Below are 20,122 nucleotides of genomic sequence, written 5' to 3'. Positions count from 1 at the left end.
GGGGCCTGGATCCCGATGCGCACCTTCTCGCCCATGATGGACAGCACCGACACCTCGATGTCGTCACCGATCATGATGCTCTGGTTGGACTTTCGTGTCAGTACGAGCATGGTGTGACGCCTCCCAACGTCCCTGCCACCGGGGGATCGAGTCTCGCAGGGCCCCTGCCCACATGCAAGCGCCTCGAAACCATCAAAATGCGGGAACGTAGTAGAAGGGCGAACCTTGCCCCAAAAGCCTGTGCGAAGTGGTATCCCGCCGGTCGTCCATCGGACGGCAGCTTGACGCACCGGCCCGACGTACCGCCGGGGGTCTGACTAGGATGGCCCCCTTCGTATGGCTAGACGATCGCTTCGCCCTCACCTGAACCAGATCCGGACCTGGGTGCGCCAGGGGCGCACTGACGCTTGGATCGCGCACCAGCTGGAGGTCACCGTCCAGCAGATCGAGGCCTTCAAGAAGGAGAACGAGCTGCTCCCCGACGGCGAGGCCGTCGAGACGCCGGGCACCGACTTCGACGACGAGATCGACCTGCGCGCCGAAGACGACGCGCTCATCGCCGCCGAGCTGGAGGCCGAGGCCGCCCGCCGGGCCGAGGCCGGCGAGGACGAGGACGAGCCGGCCGACGAGGACGACGACGCGCCCAAGCGGCGCCGTGGTCGCCGCGGTGGCCGGGGCCGCACCCGCCGGAAGGATCCCGCGTCCTACGAGGGCACGTTCGACCACGGCGACGAGGGCTACGGGCTGTGGCTCGATCCCGCGGTCGCCGACGACGGCACCTACGCCGAGCATTGGGCCGGCCACCGTCCGGTCGAGGTGACGATCGAGGCCGATCAGATCGTCATCCGGCGCGTCGGCGATGCCGCCGACACCGACGACGAGGACTGATCCGCGGCGGCACCGCGCGCTCGCCTTCGAGCGCGCGGCGCGTTCGCGATGACCGCTGACCTGCAGCGGGCGTTCGCGTTCGAGCGGGTTATGCACTCCGCCGTCGGGCGGACCGTGACCGCGGCGTGGGGCCAGGCGTTCCTGGACCCCACGCTCCCGCGCTGCCACGAGCGCAACTTCGTGTGGGCGGGCGGCGACGCCGGCGCAACGGTCCTGGACGCGGCGGCCGAGCGCCTGCTCGGCGGCGCCGCGCTCCTGCACCGGAGGATCACCGTCGAGGAGCCGCATGACGCCCAGCTGCGCGCTGGCCTGCGCGCCCTCGGCTACGACGGGTCGCACCATGTCTTCCTCGCGTTCGCCCCGGACGCGCCGCCGCCCGCGCCCGTCGCGGGCGTCGAGGTGGTGGAGGTCGGCGCCGACGCGGTCGTGCCGGCCAACGACCACTACCTGCGCACCGACCCCGACACCGACTACGGGCGCGACGACGTCACCCGCTCCGAGCTGCTCGAGCACCACCGCGCCTACGCGGCGGCCGGGCCCGCGGACGAGCGGATCTTCGCGGTGGTCGTCGCCGGCGCGGTCGTCGCATGGGCGCGCCTGTGGAGCGCCGGCGGCGTCGCGCAGGTCGAGGACGTCGTGTGCCTCGCCGAGCACCGCGGGCGCGGCTACGGGCGCGCGGTGGTCGCCGCCGCGACGCGGGCGGCGCTCGCGGGCCGGCCGGAGCTGACGTTCATCGTCGCGGACGCCGACGACTGGCCCAAGGAGCTCTACGGCCGGCTCGGCTACGCGCCGATCGGCCACCTCGGGGTGTACCTGCGGCTCGTGGCGCCGCGCGGCTGAGCCGGCCGCGGGGGCGCCGCGCCCCGCGCGTCAGTCCGCCGGCCGCGGGTCCAGGCGCCGGCCGCCCGCGTAGTCGCTGGCCTCGCGCATGTAGCGCGCGAAGGCCGCGTCGGCGGTCGTGCGGGCGTCCCACGCCCACGGCGCGCCCGGCGCGACCGTGTAGGCGATGTCGGTGCACCACGCGGTGCCCTGGCCGTAGAGGTCGAGCAGCTCGTCCAGCGTGAACGGGCCGCCGAGGCGCCGGCGCAGCTCCTGCACGATCTTGTCGGTCACCCGATCCATCGCCATGCGCTCGTCGGGGAGCGCCTCGCGGATGCGCCGCTCGCCCTCCAGCCACTGGAACCTCGACACGTCGAAATCAGCCACGAACGCCAGCGTAGCGCCGGCGCTCGGGCGGTCTCGGGTCACCGGTCGCCGGGCAGGCCCTTCACGATGAACGGCCGCTCGCCGGGCTTGACGAGCCCGAGGCGCCGCGCCTCGCGCTCCAGCGTCCGCGAATCCTTCAGCGCCGTCCGGCGCGCCCGCAGCCGGTCGTTCTCCTGCTGCAGCGCCCGTACCTCGCTCCGGCGCGTCTGCGCCTCGCGGTAGGTGTGGAAGAAGCTGATCGACGGCCCGACGTAGAGCGCGACGACCCCGAAGAGGACGACGAGCAGCGCCAGGCGCCCGACGCGATCCCACCGGATCGCCCGCCCGCCGCCGGCGACCACCTTCGGCCGCTGCGGAGCACGGGGCGCCGAGTCGGGACGGGTGCGCGAACGCGCCGCGGACTGCCGGGCAGAGGCCATCTGTATCGCGGTTCGCTGGCCACCGGCGGGTTCCTTCCCGCACCAGCGGATGTACGAGAACGCCCACGCGCCGGGCCCGTTCCGGGGGTCGTTCCGGGCGTCGTTCCGGGCGTCGAGGGACGATTGAATCTCGTTGTACGAGATTCGATCGTCCCTCGACGCGCCGCGCCCCTCCCTAGCTGCGGAACACGCTCCGGCCCGGGTAGGTCGCGTCGGCCCCCAGGGCCTCCTCGATCCGCAGCAGCTGGTTGTACTTGGCGACCCGATCGGAGCGCGACGGGGCGCCGGTCTTGATCTGGCCGCAGCCGGTGGCGACGGCGAGGTCGGCGATCGTCACGTCCTCGGTCTCGCCCGAGCGGTGCGACATGACCGCGGTGTAGCCGGCGTCGCGCGCCATGGCGATGGCCTCGAGCGTCTCGGTCAGCGTCCCGATCTGGTTGACCTTGATGAGGATCGAGTTGCCGACGCCCAGGTCGATGCCGCGGCGCAGGCGCTCGGTGTTGGTGACGAACAGGTCGTCGCCGACGAGCTGGACGGTGTCGCCGAGCTTGTCGGTCAGCGCCTTCCAGCCGTCCCAGTCCTCCTCGTCCATGCCGTCCTCGATCGAGAGGATCGGATAGCGGCCGGCGAGGTCGGCCCAGTAGCCGGCCAGCTCGAGCGAGCTGAGCTTGCGACCCTCGTGCTCGAGGTCGTAGACGCCGCTCTCGAAGATCTCCGACGTGGCCGGGTCCAAGGCGATGGCGACATCGGCGCCCGGCGTGTAGCCGGCGGCCTCGATGCCGGCGACGAGCAGCTCGAGCGCCGCCTCGTTGGACTCGAGGTTCGGGGCGAAGCCGCCCTCGTCGCCGACCGTCGTGCCGAGCTTGCGGTCGTGCAGCGTCTTCTTGAGCGCGTGGAACACCTCGGCGCCCATGCGCAGGCCGTCGCGGAACGAGGACGCGCCGGCCGGGACCACCATGAACTCCTGGAAGTCGACCGAGTTGTCGGCGTGCGCGCCCCCGTTGAGCACGTTCATCATCGGCACCGGGAGCACGTGCGCGCCCTCGCCGCCGAGGTAGCGCCACAGCGGCTGGCCCTCTTCCGCGGCGGCGGCGTGGGCCGCGGCGAGCGACACGCCCAGGATCGCGTTCGCGCCGAGACGGGACTTGTTGGGCGTGCCGTCGAGCTCGGTCAGCCTGCGGTCGAGGGCGGCCTGGTCGGTGGCGTCGAGGCCGGCGATCGCCTCGGCGATCTCGCCGTTGACGTGGCCGACGGCCTTCGTCACCCCCTTGCCGAGGTACTCCGAGCCGCCGTCGCGCAGCTCGGTCGCCTCGAACTCGCCGGTGGAGGCGCCCGAGGGGACGGCCGCGCGGCCGGTCGCGCCGGAGCGCAGGGCGAGCTCGACCTCGACGGTCGGGTTGCCACGCGAGTCGAGGATCTGCCGGGCGTGGACGCGTTCGATGGCGCTCATGGAGTCGTGTCAGTCCTGTTCTTCTCGGAGTCGGGCCTGCGCGTAGTAGTTCATCTGGGAGCCGGTCGCCAGATCGCCCCAGGTCGCGCCGTCGGCCTCGGCGAGCCGCTCGGCGGCCTCGACGCGCGCGCGAAACCTATCGGCCGAGGACCGCAGCGCGAGCTCCGGGTCGACCTTCAGCTTGCGCGCGACGTTGACGGCGGCGAACAGCAGATCGCCGACGTCGGCGTACCGCGCGTCGGCATCATCCCTCGCGCCGGACTCCTCCAGCTGCTCGAGCTGGCCCAGAACCGCCCCATAGGGTGGCTCGTCGACGTCGAGGCCGGTCGCCGCGGTGCGCCGCTGGACCTTGCGCGCGTAGAGCAGCGACGGCAGGTTCTCGGGCACCTCCCCGAAGATCCCGGGCTCGCGGCCCGCCTCGGTCGACTTGATCTCGTCCCAGTTGGCGAGCACCTCGCCCGCGTTGGCCACCTCGACCTCCCCGAAGACGTGCGGGTGGCGCCGGATGAGCTTCTGGCGCACGTGCTCGGCGACGTCGGCCAGCGAGCCGGCGTCGCGCTCCTCGAGCAGCAGCGACAGGAAGTGGACCTGGAAGAGGACGTCCCCCAGCTCGTCGACCATCTTGGCGTCGTCGCGGCGGTGCGCCGCGTCGGCGAGCTCGTAGGCCTCGTCGAGCGTGTGGGGGACGATCGTGCGCTCGTCCTGCTCGCGGTCCCACGGGCACTCCACCCGCAGGCGCCGCGTCAGGGCGTCGAGCTGCTCGAGGGCGTGGGCGACTTCGGCGGGTGTCTTTGACACCGCTCGCAATCTAGCGCCGGAGCCCTAGGCGGCGGGTGTCGCGAGGGGCCGCACCGCTCGCCCGGCGAGGCCGGAGCGCTAGGCGGCGGGTGTCGCGAGGGGCCGCACCGCTCGCCCGGCGAGGCCGGAGCCCGAGGCGGCGGGTGTCGCGAGGGGCCGCACCGCTCGCCCGGCGAGGCCGGAGCCCTAGGCGGCGGGTGTCGCGAGGGGCCGCACCGCTCGCCCGGCGAGGCCGGAGCCCTAGGCGGCGGGTGTCGCGAGGGGCGACACCCGCCTCAGCCTACCCGGCGCCTACTTCGTGGTCGTCGTCTGCGCCGGGGCCGGGGCCGGGGCGTCGGAGGCGCCGGTGGCCGTCGTCGCGGCCTTCTTCGGCGCGTTCTTGCAGTCGTCGGTCACGTAGCCCTTGCGGCAGTCCGTGCGGTCCTTCCACTTCTTCTGGAAGTCCTTGACGAACGCGTCGAGCTTCTTCTGCTGCTGCTGGGAGACCAGCAGCTGCTTGATCGACGCCTTGGACTGGTCCAGCGTCTGCTGGGAGCCGGGCGTGATCTTGGCGACCTCGAAGACGTAGTAGCCGAACTGCGTCTTGACCGGGCCCTCGATCTTGCCCTTGGACGCCGTGAACGTCGCGTCGTCGAGCGCCTTCTCCTGCTGGCCCTTCGGCACGGCGGCGAGCAGGCCGCCGTTGTCGCGGGTGCCCTGGTCGATCGAGTACTTGGCCGCGACGGTCTTGAAGGACTGGCCGCCGTCGAGCGCCGACTTGGCCTTCTTGGCCTGCGCCTCGGTCTTGGTCAGCACGATGCGCAGGTCGCGCTTCTCGGGCTGCGCGAAGCGCGACTTGTTCTTGTTGTAGTAGTCGGCGATCTGCGCGTCGGTGACCTTGTCGGTCCCCTCGAGGATCTTCGTCCGCAGCTTCTGCGAGAGGTTCTGCACCTTGATCCGGTACAGGAGGTCCTCCTGGACGTAGCCGGAGCTCTTCAGGAAGGCGGCGTAGTCCTTGTCCTTCGGGAAGCTCTGCTGGCGCTGCTTGTCGAACTCCTTCTTGACGTCGGCGTCCGACAGCTTGACGCCCTTGTCGTGCGACTCGCCCTCGATCCAGGCGGAGGAGATCAGGAACTGCATGACCGAGTCGCGCAGGCTCTCGTACTCCTGCTTGCACTGCGCCTTGTAGGTGGCGTCGGTCGGCTTGGGCTGGCCCTTGGCCGGCTTGGCCGCCGTCTTCTTCTTGGTCGCGATGCACGACGTGAACTCGGGCGGCTGCGGGATCGCGGCCTTGCCGACCGCTCCCGTCTGCTGCTGCTGGGTCGTCGCGGCCACCTGGAGCCAGTGGTCGAACTCCGAGGTCTTGATCGCATCACTGCCGATCTTGACCACGGCGTTGCCGGGCACGCCTCCCTCACCGCAGGCGGAGAGGGCCAGGGGGAGCACGAAAAAGGCGCCCAGGAGCGCCAGGTACCGACGAGTCGATGTCATAGCGCCGCGCAAGCTACCAGGGTCTTCATGAAGCCCGCCTTAAACCTATGTCCAATTGGCACGGCTACGCAGCGGCCGTCGCGACGGCCAGCAGCGCGTCTGCGGCCGCGACAACAGCGGGGAAGCGGCCCTCGGCGTCGGTCGGCACGCGTACCGACAGCTGCGAGCGCCCTGGTTCGTAGGTGGACTCCGGCAGCGCCTCCTTGAGCCGCTTGGCCCGCTCGGCGTCCAGATCGATCGGCGTGACCGACAGGCGATCGCCGCGGAACGTCACCGCGCGGGCACCGGCCTGGCCGAGCTTGATGCGCGCCTGCTGCAGCGCCAGCAGGTTCAGGACCGGCGTCGGCACCTCGCCGAAGCGGTCCTCGAGCTCGTCGCGCAGCATCCCCAGCTCGGCGACCTCGCGGGCGCCCGCGATCCGCCGGTGGATGTCGATCTTCGCCTGCTCGTAGGGCACGTAGTCGGCGGGGACGTAGGCGTCGACGTTGACGTCGAGGCGCACCGGCTCGCGCTCCTCCTCGTCGTCGGGGCGCTCGCTGGCCAGCTGCACCGCCTCGTCGAGCATCTGCATGTACAGCTCGAAGCCGAGCGCCGCGACGTGGCCGGACTGCTCGTCGCCGAGCAGGTTGCCGGCGCCGCGGATCTCGAGGTCGCGCATCGCGATCTTGAAGCCCGCGCCGAGCTCGGTGTAGTCGCTCAGCGCGCTCATGCGCTTCATCGCCTCCTCGGTCAGCGAGGCGTGTGCCGGGTAGAGCAGGTAGGCATAGGCCTTCTCGCGGGAGCGCCCGACGCGCCCGCGGATCTGGTACAGCTGAGCGAGTCCGAACAGATCGGAACGCTCGACGATCAGCGTATTGGCCTGCGGGATGTCGATTCCGGACTCGATGATCGACGTCGCCACCAGGACGTCGGCGTCGCCGCGCAGGAACTCGAGCATCTTCTGCTCGAGGACCTTCTCGTCGAGCTGTCCGTGGGCGACCTCGAAGCTCACGCCCGGGCAGAGCCCGCGCAGGCGCTCGGCCGTCTCCTCGATGGACTCGACTCGGTTGTGCACGAAGAACGCCTGTCCCCCACGCTGCTTCTCGCGCATGATCGCCTGCTTGACGAGCTCCTCGTCGTACTCGCCGACGTAGGTCTTGACCGGCCGGCGCCCCTCGGGGGGCGTCTCGATGACCGAGATGTCGCGGATGCCGGCCATCGACATCTGCAGCGTGCGCGGGATCGGCGTGGCCGACATCGCGATGACGTCGACCTTGAGCTTGAGCTGGCGCAGCAGCTCCTTCTGCTTGACGCCGAAGCGCTGCTCCTCGTCGACGACGATCAACCCGATGTCCTTGCCCCGCATGTCGCGCCCGAGCAGGCGGTGCGTGCCGATCAGGATGTCGACCTTGCCCTCGTTGAAGGACTGGACGACGGCCTTCTGGTCCTTGGGCGTCCGGAACCGCGAGACGTGGTCGACGGTGAAGGGGTAGTCCTTCAGCCGCTCGGCGAAGTTGCCGAAGTGCTGCTGGGCCAGGATCGTCGTCGGGGCGAGGACGAGCACCTGCTTGCCGTCGTCGGCGGCCTTGAACGCGGCGCGCAGCGCGACCTCGGTCTTGCCGTAGCCGACGTCGCCGCAGATCAGCCGGTCCATGGGCGTGGAGCGCTCCATGTCGGACTTGACGACCTCGATCGCCTCGCGCTGGTCGGCCGTCTCGGAGTAGGGGAACTTCTCCTCGAACTCGCGCAGCCACTCCGAGTCCTCGGGGTAGGCGTGGCCGGCGCGCTTGCGGCGCTCGGCGTAGAGGTTCAGCAGCTCGCCGGCGAGCTCCTGGGCGGCGCGGCGGGCGCGCGCCTTCATCGTCTCCCAGGCCTTGCCACCGAGCTTGCTCAGCGTCGGCGAGCCGCCGCCCGCGCCGAGGTAGCGCGAGATCTTGGTCAGCTGGTCGACCGGCATGTAGACCTTGTCCGTGCCGGCGAACTCGAGCTGGAGGTAGTCGCGGGTGACGCCGCCGACCGTCTTGGTCTCGAAGCCGGCGAACCGCGCGACGCCGTGGTCCTCGTGGACCACGTGCTCGCCCGTGCGCAGGTCGCTGAACGAGCGCAGCGCCCCGCGGCGGCGCGTCTGCACGCCGTCTGCCCGCTCGGCGCGCTTGCGCCGGAAGAGGCGGTGCTCGGGGATGATCGCGATCCGCGGACCGGCCGCGATGAAGCCGTCGCGCAGGCCGGCGGTAACGAACCGCAGGTCGCCGGGCTCGGTCGTCTCCGAGGAGTCTCCGGTCAGCCAGTGGGCCTGGAGGCGGGCCAGGTTGTAGGCCGTGCGCTCGCCCTCGCCGCGGCGCGGCCAGGTGACGACCGTGCGGTAGTTGGAGCGCACGAGCTTCTCGAGCTGCGGCTCGGCCTCGCGCAGGGAACGGGCGCCGAGGTCGGCGGCCTGCGCGCGGAACTCGAACGGCTGGTCGCCCGACAGCGCGCTGAGGCGCACGTGCGCGCGCTCGTCTAGCGCCGCGGTGACGGTCTCGGGGTTGACGTAGAGGTCGTGCGCGTCGGTGGCGTGGAACGCGGCGCACACGTCCTGCCAGTGGTCGGCCAGCGCGGGCCCGATCTCGGACTCCTCGGCGAGGATCACCGCGGCGCCGGCGGGCGCCAGGTCGAGGAACGCGTGGAACTGGTCGACGGGCAGCAGCTCGGCCACGTCCGGGCGATCTTCGCTGTCGGAGACCGCGACGATCTCCGCCGCCTCGCGGTGCTCGGCCGCCAGCTCGGCGGCGGGGGCGATCTCCAGCTCGGTCAGGTCCGCCAGCGAGCGCTGGGTGAACGTGGAGAACTCGCGCAGCGACTCGATCTCGATGTCGAAGAGGTCGACGCGGACCGCGTGGTCGGAGGTGGCGGGATAGACGTCGAGGATGCCGCCGCGGATCGCGAACTGGCCGCGGTCGTCGACCTGGTCGACGCGCTCGTAGCCGGCCGCGACCAGGTCGGCGGACACCTCGTCGAGGTCCAGCAGGTCGCCGACGCGCAGCATGAACGACTTCGGCCGCAGCGACGGATCCGGCACCTTCTCGCTGAGCGCGACCGCGGAGACCACGACGACCGGCGGCTCCGTGTCGTCGGAGGGCTCTGCGAGCAGCGCGTCGAGCGCGGCGACGCGGAGGCCGACGAGGTGCGGCGGGGGCGCGAGGTGCGACTCGTACGCGACGCCGCGGCTCGGGTAGAAGCGCACGGGCCGCGGGGCGAGCCAGTGGCGCAGGTCGGCGGCGAGGTCGCGGGCCTGGCGGTCGTCGGCGGCGACGACCAGCGCGGGGCGCCCGGCCATCGGTCCGTCGAGGCCGTCGAGCAGCGCGCCGACGACGTACGGGCGGTAGGAGGCCGACACGAACGCCCGGCCGCCCTCGCGTGCGAGGCGGGGGCCGTTGGGGTCGTCGGCGAGGTGCGTGAGGAGGGGGCGTAGGGCCATCTGGGCATGCGCAGCGACCGCGCAAGAGGCGCGGCCGGGTGCTCACTTCATAGTAGTCGTGCCGACCCGGCGTCAGCCGGTGCCGAGATAGGCCAGGCCCAACAGCTCCGCGTAGACGTTCGTCCGCAGCACGCCCTCGCCCTCGTCGGCCAGGACGAACCGGCGACCCGAGGGCGAAGTCACGGCAACGAGCGCGTGCTGGGCGCCGTCGGTCCAGACGCCCACGCGGCCGGCCGGCACGGCGGCGCCCTGGCTGCTCATCGCGAGCAGGCGCGGATGCTTGGCGACGATCGCGGCGGGCGTCAGGTACGCGGTGCCACCGGGCGCGGCCAGGCTGTCGGGCAGCTGGTCCAGCACGTTGATCGCCGCGACGTCGGCCGACCACCAGTGACCGGCGGCGGTGGCGGCGAACAACGCGACGAGCGTTCCCGCGTCGCCGACCGCGCAGAGGTCGCCCGTCCCGCCCAGCGACACGGTGAGCGTGCCTCCCCGGCGAGGGACGCGCGCACGGGCGGCGTGGACGACGGGCGGCGCCAGCGTGCCGCCGAACAGGCCCGGCGCGGGGCGACGGACGCAGGAGACCTCGACACGGCGCCCCACGAGGGCGCGGAACACGGCGGCCGAGCGCCGCGTGAAGCGGATGGTCAACCGGCGCCCGGCGAACGCCGCCCGCACGCCGTCGTGGGCGCCGAGCGCCTCCTTGCCCTTGTACGGGGAGGGATGCGCCTCGGAAGCCGTGCCGGTGATCTCGCTCGCCCCCAGACCGAAGAGCAGCCCATCCAGCACGCCCGCCTGCTCGAGCACGTTCGTGCGCAGCATCCCGGCGCCGAGGTCCTCGACCACGAGGCGGCGTCCGGCGGCGCTCGTCGTCGCGGCGACGGCGTGGGCCGCCCCATCGGTCCAGTAGCCGAGCTGCCCGGACGGCACTGAGGCGGTCTGGCCCCCGAGCGCGACGACGTTGCCGCCCACCACCGAGGCGGCCGGCACGTAGGCCTTGCTCGACCGGGCGCGCCCGAGGAGGTCGGACAGTGGCAGGGCGCGCACGACCTCGTCGACCCACGACGCTCCCGCCGGATCCAGCGCCGCGCGCGCCACGATCGGCGGCCACAGCTCCTCGCCGTCGAGGCGCCACACGTCGCACTCATCGACCGGGGCCACCCGGTCGAGCTGGACACGCAGGACGCCTCCCGTGGCGACCTTCCCACTGCCGGAGGGCGTCACGTCGTCCCCGCTGCCGACGAACAGCAGGCCGGCCGGGTCCGGATGGGCTGAGCACGACACGCGAAGCACCTGGCCGGCCTTCACCCCGGCGGCGGAGGCTCCGGTGAAGCGGAGCTCCAGCGTGCGACCGGCCGTGAGCGTCGCCTGCACGCCGTCGCCCGGCCCGAACACCCGCGCGCCCCAGGCCGGCGTCGCGGGCACAGCGCTCAGCGCCAGTGCAGTGATCAGCAGGACCAAACGGCGGCGCATGGGGCTGGATCCTACGGGGCGCGGCGGCGCGAGGTGGACAGGTGGCGCGAGCGCTCTTAGCGCCTGCCGCTCAGCGTCACCGCCCGGCTCGTCCCGCCGCCGAAGCGCTCAGCGCGGACCTCGACGCGGACCGTCGCGGCGCCCTTCGGCAGGCCGGCGACCGACACGGTGCGCTTGGCCGGGTTGGCGTGCAGGAGCATCGCCTTGCGCGTGCCGACCCGCACGCGAACCGCGAACCCCTTCACGCGCTCGGGGCCGCCGCGCCAGCGAACGACGAGCGTGCGCCCGGCGCGCCGCGCGGTCAGCGCGCGCGGTCGGGCGTCGGCCGCTGAGCCGGCGCCGGAGCGGGACGCGCCCGCCGCGAGCTGCGCCTTGGCGGTCTGCCCGGCTCGGCGACCCGAGGTGAGGCCGACCACCGCGGCGGTGACCGGCGACGCTGCCGGAACGTCGAGCAGCATGTACCGGTGGCTCGTGCCCGCCACCAGCGTGCGCACCGCGCGCAGGCCGCCGGCCTCCAACGCGACGCGCCAGCCGCCCGCGGGGGCCGGGGTCGCAGCGGCCCACGCGAGCGTCACAGAGCGGCCCTTGCGCGTGAGCGTGACGCCCCGCGGGCGGGCCGGCGTGGTGGTCCGCGGCGCCGTGAACCGCGCGGCGACCGTCGGCGGGCGGCCGAGCCCGCCGGTCAGGATCGTCGCCGTCACGACGCGCCGCTCGCCGTGGCCCTCCTCGGGGACGAACGCGGTCGATCCGCTCGACTTGGTGGTGCTGACGACCTCCGAGCCCGCGCCGTCGAGGGCGGCGGCCTCGCCGAGCGTCAGCTGCTGGCCCTTCTGCAGGCGCGGTGTGACGGTCCAGCGCAGCGTGCGCTTGGCGCCCGGGCCGCTGATCGTCGCGCGCACGCGCTGCGGGCCGGCGTCCTCGGCGTGCTCGACCTTGGCGATCGCCGCCGACCCCGCCGCGGCCACGACCAGGTACTTGCCCTTGGCCGGTGCCTTGACGACGATCTGCGTCGTCGCGTTGTCGGCGTCCTGGATCACCATGGCCTTCTTGGTGAGTTGCTCGGCGGTGGCGTCGACCACCGTCTGCCCCTTGGCGTCGACCAGCCGCACCTTCGGTGGCGCCCCGCGCCCGTGCACCGCCACGTTGACCGAGCGCAGGCCCGCAGGGAGCGTGAGCGCCGGGGCTGAGACGGCTGCGGCGCGGACCTCGAAGCCGTCCGGGATCCCCTCGGGCCGCGCCTCGCTGTAGGGGCCGAGGTCGCAGCCCCGGAAGATCGTCGTCTTCCCGTTCCACAGGTAGCCGATGCCGCCGCCGACGTCGATCACCGGAATCGTGCCGCAGGCCGCGATGCCCTTCGTCGACAGCACGGCGTGAGCCTCGGCGAGCTTGATCTTGTCGCCCAGGAACTTGATGCCCACCTCGGCGTTGCCGGTGAGGTTGGCCTTGTCGAAGGTGAACCAGCCGCCGATGTCGGCGTCGAAGTAGCCCAGGCCGACCTGGCGGCTGATGCCGCCCCGCGCCTCGAAGAACCCGTTGGTCGCGAACCGGAAGACGCCCTTGGTCAGCTCGATCTCGTCGAGCATCTTGGTGTTGCCGGCGATCTGGAAGACCGCGAACGGGTACTTGGTCGACGGGAACGTCAGGCGCACGTCGCCGTCCACGGAGAAGATCTGCGTGCCCGCGATCTTCGGCCCGGCGCTGAGGCCGATGCCGCCCTGGAGGTCGAGCGGGTCGACCCCGACGCCCGCGCGGATGCGCTGCAGGTAGATGCCCTCGCCGAGGTTGATGCCTAGGCCGTCGACCGCGCCGTAGATCGACTTGAACCTGCCGTTGGCGATGACGATCTCGGCCTCGATCGAGAACTCCTTGCCCTTGATGCCGGGCAGCCCGAGCTCCGCGTGGCCGGTCCACTGCTGGTCGGCGCGGTCGTACTCCACCGAGAGGTTCGCGAGCTTCAGGTAGTCCGACAGCAGGCCGGTCTGCACCTCGATCTTGAGGTGGTCGAGGATGATCCCGTCGGTCTGGGTCGAGCGCAGCGTCACGTCGCCGCCGACGCCGGGCATCTGGGGCGGCAGGTGGACCGACATGGCGACCGTGGCCTCCCCGTCGGCGGGAAAGCGGACCTCCGCCTCGTCGGCGAGCTTGAGGCTGAACAACGCCGCGCCGCCGGAGGGGTGCAGGATGATGCCGTCCTCGTCCTTGGAGGTGGTCGCCGGGAGGGTCAGGTCGAGCGGCCCGTCGTTGAGCACCAACTTGACGCCGCTGCCCTCCGCGCCGACCGCGATCGGGCCGTTGGACTTCAGCGTGCCGTCGTAGGGATCGAAGACGATCCGCGCACCCTGGCCTGCGTCGCTGAACGCGCTCTGCGCGGCGACGCAGTCGCCGGCGCAATCGGCGAACGCCCGCCGCGGCGCGCTGCCCTTGGTGCCCTTGCGCAGTCGCAGGCCGTTGAGTCCGACGTCGCCGCGGGCGATCCACAACGGACCGGAGCTGGGCCGGTCGACCTTCGTCCAGCACGCCGACACGCGAGCCGGACCGTAGCTCACGCTGCGGAACTGCTCACGTCCGACGCAGTTGGCCGCGATCTCAGCCGAGCCGCGGACGAAGATCGTCTTGGCCACGACCGTGCGGTTGCCGAACACGTCGCTCGCGCGGACGCGGACGACGTGGTCGCCCGACGTCGTGAACGTCGCGGTCGCCTTCGGGATCGCGCCGGTGCCGGTCTCGAACACGCCGTCGCCGTCGAGGTCCCAGGCGAACGTCAGCGACGGGTCCTCGTTGCGGCCGGTCGAGCCGGTCGCGTCCAGCGCGGCGCTGACCGAGCTCTTGTTCAACGTCACCGACTCGGGCGCGTTGAGGACGACCGAGGGCGCCTGATCGGTCGCCGGCGCGACGTCGACGCCCAGCGGCGCCGAGGTCGAGCTGCCGCCGGCGCCGTCGTCGAGACGCACGCGGACCTCGCGGTGCCCGGGCCCGTCGTAGGCCGTCGTGACGGTGGCCTGGCGGCCGGTGTCGGTCTCGAACGTGCCGTCGCCATCCAGGTCCCAGGCGAAGTGCGCCGGCCCGACGCGGACGCTGGAGCGCGCCGCGGTGTACGTCACGTTGCGCTTGGCGTACACCTTGCCTTGGGTGAGCAGCGCGATCCGCGCGGCGGTCGGGCCGGTGCCGGGGCCGCCGTCGCCGGCCAGGACCTGGAAGGTCTCCGTCTTGGTCCCGGGCACGTCCTCGTCGTCGGTGACGGTCAGCTCGAGCGTCCATTCACCGGCGTCGCCGTCGGAGAAGGTGTGGGAGAACGGCTGGCAGTTGTCGGCCACCGGGCAGGTGATGACCGTCGTGCCATGGCGCAGCGTCCACGTCCGCGTCTTGATGATGTGGTGGTCGTCGGTCGAGGTGTCGGTCCAGGCGACCGTCGCCCCTGCGGGACCGAGGGTGAACGGCGCCGGGGCGTCGGCGGTGAAGGCCGCCACGGGCGGCGGGTCGGCCGGCGCGACGTCGACCACGGCGACGGAGTAGTTGCCGCCCGGCTGGCGGATGAACACGGTCGCCGGCGTCCGGGCGTTGTAGGTCTGCGTGCGCGTCGGCGACGTCTCCTGCGCCGAGCTGTCGAACAGGCCATCGCCGTCGAGATCGAACCGGTAGATGCTCCCGCCGAGGTTGGGCGAGGCGGTCAGCGTGACCGGCTCGTCGCGCTGGGGCGCGGACGGGGTGAGCGTCAGGGCGGCGTTGAACGCAGCGCCGTCCAGGAACGGGGCGTTGGCGAGTTGGAGGACCGTGCCGGGCGCGCCGGCGATCGTGCACGCCGAGAACTTGGTGCCGTAGTCCTGGCCGTTGTAGTCGGGCGCGTAGTCAGGGTCGCCCTCGCCGACGGGCAGCGTGGTGGGCGACCAGCCGAAGGTGGTGCGGTTGCCGGTGCCGTTGTTCGCGAAGACGCCCAAGACCCGGTCGAGGGCGACCTTGACGGTCGGGCGGCCCTGACCGTCCCGGGTCACGGGGAGCGAGAGCGTGACCCGGTCGCCGCCATCGCCCCAGGCGGTGGTCCCGCCCGGGAGGACCGTGCTGCCGTCGCGGGGGAAGCACTGCGGCTCGGCGGTGCTCGTGATCCCCTGCAGCCCGGTCTGCATCGTCACGGTCACGTGGTCGGCGCCGGGAGAGCCGCTGGTCTTCAGCAGGGCGAACGGTGTCGGTCCGACGCCCGAGGGGTGGAAGTACGTCGCCGAGTCCAACGCGCCGGCGGGCGCGAACGTCAGCGTGAGGTCGGCGGGGTTGAACGTCGGCTGCGTTCCCGTCGTCGTGGGTGCATCGGCCGAGAGGTCGGTGGCGTAGCGGTTGGCGATGAACTGGTCGACGTCGGCCTGCACGAGATCGGACTCTCCCGTGGCCATCTCGTGGCGGTCGGCCATCCGCTGGCTGCGCGGGACCTCGCCGTTGGGAACCTCGCGGTCGTCGCCCTTGGCGGAGTCCAGGACGAACCCCCACGCCTGGACGTTGCCGCCGACGATGCCGCGGCAGGCGTTGTCGATCGGAGCGCGGCTGCCGTCGGGCGGGCCGGCCGCGTCGGGGAGGTAGTCATAGACCGCGGACTGGCTGCCGCCGGCCGAGGCCGCCGGCGTCCAGAACGTCGTCATGATCGGCTGGTAGCGGGCGATCGTCCCGAACCAGGCGTCGAAGTCCAGCGACAGCGACACCGCGCGGCTGCTCGCACGCGGTGTGACCCCGACCAAGCCGCCGGAGGCCACCTGCGTCGCGGCGCCGGTGACGGTGTCGGGCACGAGGCACGTGTCGTGTTCGCGATCGACAGACGGCACCGTCGCGCCCGGCGTCAGCTTCAGCACGCGGTACGACACCGGGGTCGGTCCGTAGATCGCCACCATTGCGTCGGCCTTGCCGTCGCGGTCGAAGTCCAGCGTGGTGTTCGTCGCCCACGTACCCGGGGTGTCGGCCGGCGTAGTGGGCGTGACGACCGTCAGCGTCTCGTTGCCGGCGGCCGGGGCCACGTAGCGGTGCGCGATCAGGTCGGGGCCGGGGAATCGTCCCTGCACGACGACCGACGCCGCCTGCGCCGGCGTCACGACGAGCGCTCCCGCGAGCGTCGTGAACGAGAGCGCCAGGAGCGCTCGAAACCATGCCATCGATGACCTTCCCTGCCGTGCTGGACCGGACGAGCCGCGCCAGCCTACGGTCGGGGGCAGAGCGCCGTGGTGCGGCCAGCCGTACCTTGCGGCCCCGGGCGGACGAACGTTGCGCGGTCAGCCGAGCGGGTCGCGGCCGTCGACGATGCGCTCCACCGCGTCGGCCGCGCGATCCACAAGGTCGGCCACCTCGGCCGCCGGCTGGCGCCATCGGCCCAGCACGTAGGCCGCGACGACGTCGGGGTCGGTCGAGTCGGGACGGCTGACGCCGACCCGCACGCGGGCGAACTCCGGCGAGCCGAAGCCGGCCTTCAGCGACTTGAGGCCGTTGTGGCCGGCGAGCCCGCCGCCGAGGCGGGTGCGGACGTCGCCGAACTTCAGGTCGATCTCGTCGTGCACGGCGACGACGTGGTCGAGGTCGACCTTCAGCGCCCCGCGCGCCGGGCCGGCGGAGCGGCCCGACTCGTTCATGTAGGTCTGGGGCAGCAGGACGCCGACGCGGGGACCGGGGCCGGCGATCCTGCCGTCGGCGTAGAGCCCGGCGAACGTCTTCTTCGGCTTGCCCAGCCCCCAGCGCTCGATGAGCGCCTCGGCGACCTGGAAGCCCACGTTGTGCGGCGTGCGCGCGTACTGCGTGCCGGGATTGCCGAGCCCGACGACCAGCCAGTCGACGGGCGCAGCGCGGCCCGGGAGCCGCATCGGCTCAGCGAGCGCCGAGGACTACTCGGCGCTGTCGTCGGCGGGCGCCTGGGCGGCGTCCGCGTCGCCGGCCGCGGCCGCGGCCTTGGCCGTGTCGCCGACGCGCTCGGTCTCGGTCTCGACCGAGTCGTCGCTCTCGGTCGACACGCTCGGCGGCGTGATCGAGGCGAGGACGGTGGCGTCCGGATCGTCGAGGAGCGTGATGCCCGCCGGCGCGTCGATGTCCGCGAGCTGGATCGTGGCGTTCATCTCCATCTTGGAGACGTCGACCTCGATGTACTCGGGGATGTCGTTCGGGAGCGCCTCGATCGTCAGCTCGCGCGTGACGTGCTCGAGGATGCCGCCCTCGATGATGCCGGGGGCCTGCGCGTCGCCGACCAGGTGGACCGGGACGGTCGCCTCGATCGCGACGGTGAGGTCCACGCGGAGGAGATCGATGTGCATGATCTCACCGCGGACGGGGTGGCGCTGGGAGTCCTTGAGGACGGCCGGCGTGCCGGCGCCTCCGTCGATGCTCAGCTCGAGCACCGCGCCCTTGCCGGCCAGCGCGTGGCGCAGGGTGCGCTCCGCGACGGCGAACGCGACGGGCCCTTCGGCGCCACCGTAGAGGACCCCGGGGACCTGGCCGGAACGGCGCAGGCGACGGGTCTCGCGGGAGTGGGCGGCCTTGCGGGCGTGGACTTCGAGCTGGGTGGTCTGGTCGGCCATGAGCGGCGGCCGATGGTAGCGAAGCGGGCGCGGAAACCGCGCCTCCCCGCTACTGCCCGGCGCCGCCCCATTGCTTCGTGCCCTTGTAGATCCGCTGGATGTCGGAGAACGCCGGCTTCTTGACGCCCGTCATCGTGATCAGGCCCTTCTGGTGGATGGGCGAGAACGGCCAGGGGTTGCCGCCCTCCCAGTTGGGCCGCACCGCGAACTCCTCGAGCGTCCACCACAGCGCGCCCGACAGCCACGGCTTCGACGCGTACACGCCGTAGTGGTAGTTCACGAAGTCCTGCTGGAACTGGTAGGTCCCGCGTTCCTCGACCGGGCCGTCGCGGTTGGCCTCCGCGCCGGTCTCGGTGATGACGATGGCCTTCTTGGGATAGCACTGGCGGACGCTGTCGAGGTAGTCGCTCAGCAGCGAGCGATCGGCGATCTGGCCGTTGGGACCCGAGTACCACCCGAAGTACTCGTTGATGCCGAGGACGTCCAGCGGCCCGTACTCGGGCTGGCAGCCCGCCGACGGGTAGCCGGCGACCGCGAGGCCGACCGGGCGCGTCGGATCCAGGGCCTTGGCCTGCTTGACCGCGCGCTGGATGTAGTAGCCCTGCACCGGTCCCGGGCGCGCGCTCAGCTCGTTGCCGGCCGACCACACGATGATCGACGGGTGGTTGATGTTCGTCTGGACCGCGGTCGACAGCTCCTTGGCCGCCAGCTGACGGACGAGGGTCTGCTTGAGGTACTTGGTCTTGACGGAGTAGACGGGGACCTCGGTCCACGCCAGCATCCCGAGCTCGTCCAGCCGCTCGTAGTAGTACGGGTGCAGCGGGTAGTGGCTGCGCAGGAGCGTGCCGCCCGCCTCCCGCGCCCACTGGATCTGCTGCTCGCGCTGGGCGTCGTCGATCGCGAAGCCCTTGTCGAGCGAGTCCTCGTGCGTGCCGAAGCCGCGGAAGTTCAGCGGCTTGCCGTTGAGCATCAAGTGCCCGTCGACGACCTTGATCGAGCGGATGCCCGTGCGCTCGTAGTAGCTCTGCAGCGTCTTCTTGCCGTCGCTGGCGGTCAGCGACGTGTTGTAGAGGTACGGGCTCGTCGGCGACCACGTCTTGGGGTTCTTGACCGCGATCCGCTTGGTGAACGTCGCGAACTTCTTGGCGCCGACCGAGGCGGTTCCGAGCGTGATCCTGCGGGCGCCGAGGCGCGCGGTGACCTTCACCCGCTGGGCCTTGTCGCCGTAGTTGCGGACCGTCGCCTTGTAGGTCACGTGCGCGTCGCAGGTGGCGCACGGCAGGTCCGGCAGCACCGCGACCGTGTTGAAGTCGATGCGGTCGATCTTGCGCAGGTAGACCTCGCGCAGCAGGCCGCCGTAGTTCCACCAGCCGCCGGTCGGCACGCCGGTCGCCGACAGCCCCGAGGGCGGGAAGTCGGTCGGGAAGCGCCGGTCGTCGACCCGCACGGCGAGCAGGTTCGTGCCGCCGCGCTTGAGCACGCTGGCCGGCAGGCGGATCTCGAACGGCAGGTACGCGCCGGTGTTCTTGCCGACGAGCCGACCGTTGAGGTAGATCCTGGCCCGGTAGTTGACCGACTCGAAGCGCACCACCCACGACAGGCGCTTGGCGCTCGAGGGCAGGTGGAAGCTCTTGCGGTACCAGCCCACGCCGCCGGCGAACGACGCGTCGCTGTAGTCCTTGGCGTTCCAGGCGTTCGGGACGGTGACCGCCTTCCAGCTCGCCGTCGAGGCGTTGGCCGCGAACTCGCTGACCGTGCCGGTGCCGCCCGGGTCGGCCCGGTACCACCACTGACCGCCCATGAGGTAGCGGCTGGAGGCACCCGTCTTGTAGAGGGTCTTCTGGGCGAGGCCGTCGCTCTGCGCGGCGGCGACGGCGGGCAGCGCGAACGCCGCGAGGAGGGACAGGAGAAGGCAGCGTCGGAGCATCTCGGGGAGGGGGAACACGAGGGGCTGGAGCGCGATGCGGTCCGAGGCGGTGAGACGTCCTGCGATCAGCAGGATCCCTCGTTGTCGGCCAGCGGCGCGGTGAGGCGCAGGAGGCTAACGGAGCGTCCGGTCAGTGGACTTCCCCGGCGCTGCACCCGAACGCACTGGACGACCGGGATGCCGTCGACGCCGCGCACCCAGACGACCCGGCTCCACCCCTCGCTCGTCCCCAGCGAGTAGGACGTCCCGGAGTCCAGCCGCGCGATCTTGACCGTGCCCGTCCCGCTCACGCGCGGCACGAACGCGCGGACCTTCGCGGTGCACGCGGCATCGCAGGCGCGCAGGCGCGACAGGACGCCCGCGGCGTCCCCGGCGGCCTCGTGCTGCACGAGCGCGAAGATCGCGTCGCGCTCCCGGTTCTCGGTCGTCAGGAAGCGCGCGGCGACCAGCGAGATCGCCAGGAACGCGACGGCGAGCGGGACGGCGATGGTGAGCAGACGGCGACGGCGGGCGAGCACTCTC

The 20,122-nt window shown here is 72.2% G+C and carries 15 protein-coding genes; 2 read left to right on the top strand and 13 right to left on the bottom strand.

Annotated features, from left to right (window positions below; genetic code table 11):
• Positions 1-110, bottom strand: a 110-nt coding sequence (locus VK501_RS05360; protein WP_324335397.1) for a carbon storage regulator, incomplete at its 3' end; no start/stop codon positions are given.
• 274 nt (positions 111-384) lie between these two features.
• Between VK501_RS05360 and VK501_RS05355 the strand changes: the two genes are divergently transcribed.
• Both VK501_RS05355 and VK501_RS05350 read left to right on the top strand, forming a co-directional pair.
• Positions 385-888, top strand: a complete 504-nt coding sequence (locus VK501_RS05355) for a hypothetical protein (protein WP_324335395.1) — start codon at positions 385-387, stop codon at positions 886-888.
• Positions 889-936: 48 nt separating this feature from the next.
• Positions 937-1,728: a GNAT family N-acetyltransferase gene (locus VK501_RS05350; protein WP_324335393.1), complete on the top strand. Its 792-nt coding sequence runs from the start codon at positions 937-939 to the stop codon at positions 1,726-1,728.
• 30 nt (positions 1,729-1,758) lie between these two features.
• On the opposite strand, the gene VK501_RS05345 is transcribed toward VK501_RS05350, so the two are convergent.
• From VK501_RS05345 to VK501_RS05290, 12 genes are all read right to left on the bottom strand, one after another.
• Positions 1,759-2,094, bottom strand: coding sequence for a hypothetical protein (locus VK501_RS05345; RefSeq protein ID WP_324335391.1), 336 nt, complete (start codon positions 2,092-2,094; stop codon positions 1,759-1,761).
• A gap of 38 nt (positions 2,095-2,132) precedes the next feature.
• Positions 2,133-2,513, bottom strand: coding sequence for a septum formation initiator family protein (locus tag VK501_RS05340; RefSeq protein ID WP_324335389.1), 381 nt, complete (start codon positions 2,511-2,513; stop codon positions 2,133-2,135).
• Between the two features lie 175 nt (positions 2,514-2,688).
• Entirely contained in the window at positions 2,689-3,963 is a 1,275-nt protein-coding gene (gene eno, locus VK501_RS05335; RefSeq protein WP_324335387.1) for a phosphopyruvate hydratase, read from the bottom strand.
• Positions 3,964-3,972: 9 nt separating this feature from the next.
• Positions 3,973-4,761 (bottom strand): nucleoside triphosphate pyrophosphohydrolase, encoded by a 789-nt coding sequence (gene mazG / locus VK501_RS05330; RefSeq protein ID WP_324335386.1) that lies wholly within the window; start codon positions 4,759-4,761, stop codon positions 3,973-3,975.
• Positions 4,762-5,052: 291 nt separating this feature from the next.
• Positions 5,053-6,147, bottom strand: coding sequence for a peptidyl-prolyl cis-trans isomerase (locus VK501_RS05325; RefSeq protein ID WP_324335384.1), 1,095 nt, complete (start codon positions 6,145-6,147; stop codon positions 5,053-5,055).
• A gap of 148 nt (positions 6,148-6,295) precedes the next feature.
• Positions 6,296-9,667 (bottom strand): transcription-repair coupling factor, encoded by a 3,372-nt coding sequence (gene mfd / locus VK501_RS05320; RefSeq protein ID WP_324335382.1) that lies wholly within the window; start codon positions 9,665-9,667, stop codon positions 6,296-6,298.
• A 72-nt stretch (positions 9,668-9,739) separates the two neighbouring features.
• Positions 9,740-11,137 carry a hypothetical protein gene (locus VK501_RS05315; RefSeq protein WP_324335380.1) on the bottom strand — a complete coding sequence of 466 codons (1,398 nt, stop codon included), beginning with the start codon at positions 11,135-11,137 and terminating at the stop codon, positions 9,740-9,742.
• A 56-nt stretch (positions 11,138-11,193) separates the two neighbouring features.
• On the bottom strand, positions 11,194-16,266 hold the full coding sequence (locus VK501_RS05310; protein WP_324335378.1) for a PKD domain-containing protein: 5,073 nt from the start codon (positions 16,264-16,266) through the stop codon (positions 11,194-11,196).
• 117 nt (positions 16,267-16,383) lie between these two features.
• Positions 16,384-16,965, bottom strand: coding sequence for an aminoacyl-tRNA hydrolase (pth, locus tag VK501_RS05305; protein WP_324335376.1), 582 nt, complete (start codon positions 16,963-16,965; stop codon positions 16,384-16,386).
• 21 nt (positions 16,966-16,986) lie between these two features.
• Entirely contained in the window at positions 16,987-17,673 is a 687-nt protein-coding gene (locus tag VK501_RS05300) for a 50S ribosomal protein L25 (protein WP_324335374.1), read from the bottom strand.
• 49 nt (positions 17,674-17,722) lie between these two features.
• Complete coding sequence (locus VK501_RS05295; RefSeq protein ID WP_324335372.1) at positions 17,723-19,600, bottom strand: glycoside hydrolase family 2 protein; 1,878 nt, start codon at positions 19,598-19,600, stop codon at positions 17,723-17,725.
• A 65-nt stretch (positions 19,601-19,665) separates the two neighbouring features.
• On the bottom strand, positions 19,666-20,118 hold the full coding sequence (locus VK501_RS05290; protein WP_324335370.1) for a hypothetical protein: 453 nt from the start codon (positions 20,116-20,118) through the stop codon (positions 19,666-19,668).
• Positions 20,119-20,122: the final 4 nt, after the last annotated feature.

The organism is Baekduia sp. (assembly GCF_035318805.1).
GTDB lineage: Bacteria > Actinomycetota > Thermoleophilia > Solirubrobacterales > Solirubrobacteraceae > Baekduia.
This window is presented reverse-complemented; position numbering and strand designations above follow the sequence as displayed.

What these genes read in the sequence shown, in the direction of transcription:
- eno (WP_324335387.1), bottom strand. Translation starts at nt 3,963, where the DNA reads ATGAGCGCCATCGAACGCGTCCACGCCCGGCAGATCCTCGACTCGCGT.
- VK501_RS05295 (WP_324335372.1), bottom strand. Translation starts at nt 19,600, where the DNA reads ATGCTCCGACGCTGCCTTCTCCTGTCCCTCCTCGCGGCGTTCGCGCTG.
- VK501_RS05310 (WP_324335378.1), bottom strand. Translation starts at nt 16,266, where the DNA reads ATGGCATGGTTTCGAGCGCTCCTGGCGCTCTCGTTCACGACGCTCGCG.
- VK501_RS05315 (WP_324335380.1), bottom strand. Translation starts at nt 11,137, where the DNA reads ATGCGCCGCCGTTTGGTCCTGCTGATCACTGCACTGGCGCTGAGCGCT.
- mfd (WP_324335382.1), bottom strand. Translation starts at nt 9,667, where the DNA reads ATGGCCCTACGCCCCCTCCTCACGCACCTCGCCGACGACCCCAACGGC.
- VK501_RS05340 (WP_324335389.1), bottom strand. Translation starts at nt 2,513, where the DNA reads ATGGCCTCTGCCCGGCAGTCCGCGGCGCGTTCGCGCACCCGTCCCGAC.
- pth (WP_324335376.1), bottom strand. Translation starts at nt 16,965, where the DNA reads ATGCGGCTCCCGGGCCGCGCTGCGCCCGTCGACTGGCTGGTCGTCGGG.
- VK501_RS05350 (WP_324335393.1), top strand. Translation starts at nt 937, where the DNA reads ATGACCGCTGACCTGCAGCGGGCGTTCGCGTTCGAGCGGGTTATGCAC.
- VK501_RS05300 (WP_324335374.1), bottom strand. Translation starts at nt 17,673, where the DNA reads ATGGCCGACCAGACCACCCAGCTCGAAGTCCACGCCCGCAAGGCCGCC.